At 53.7% G+C, this 246-nt stretch carries 1 protein-coding gene; it reads right to left on the reverse strand.

Annotation, left to right across the window (positions count from 1 at the left end; genetic code table 11):
• Positions 1-246, reverse strand: a 246-nt coding sequence (locus ACO0K1_RS20390; protein ID WP_423029044.1) for a YDG domain-containing protein, incomplete at both ends; no start/stop codon positions are given.

A 246-nucleotide genomic window follows, 5' to 3' on the forward strand; every position in this document is an offset into this window, starting at 1 on the left:
TGACTGCATTGATCGTAGCCTGGTTGTTGCCAGACTTGGCGCTCTGACTTGGCAGAACGTAATTTGATGCTAAACCTGTGCCGTCACTTAAACCAGTGATGCCACTAACGTAGTTTGTCGCATTGGCGGCCACGTTCGCGTTATTTGCCACAGCCGTGCCGGTGTAGTTCAGCGTTTGTCCATTGACGCCCGTGATGCTGACCTGGCCTGTCGTCAGGCTGGTGTTGCTGTCGTAGGTTTTGCTGG

The sequence above is a fragment of the Undibacterium sp. SXout20W genome, from assembly GCF_049340285.1.
Lineage (GTDB): Bacteria > Pseudomonadota > Gammaproteobacteria > Burkholderiales > Burkholderiaceae_D > Undibacterium.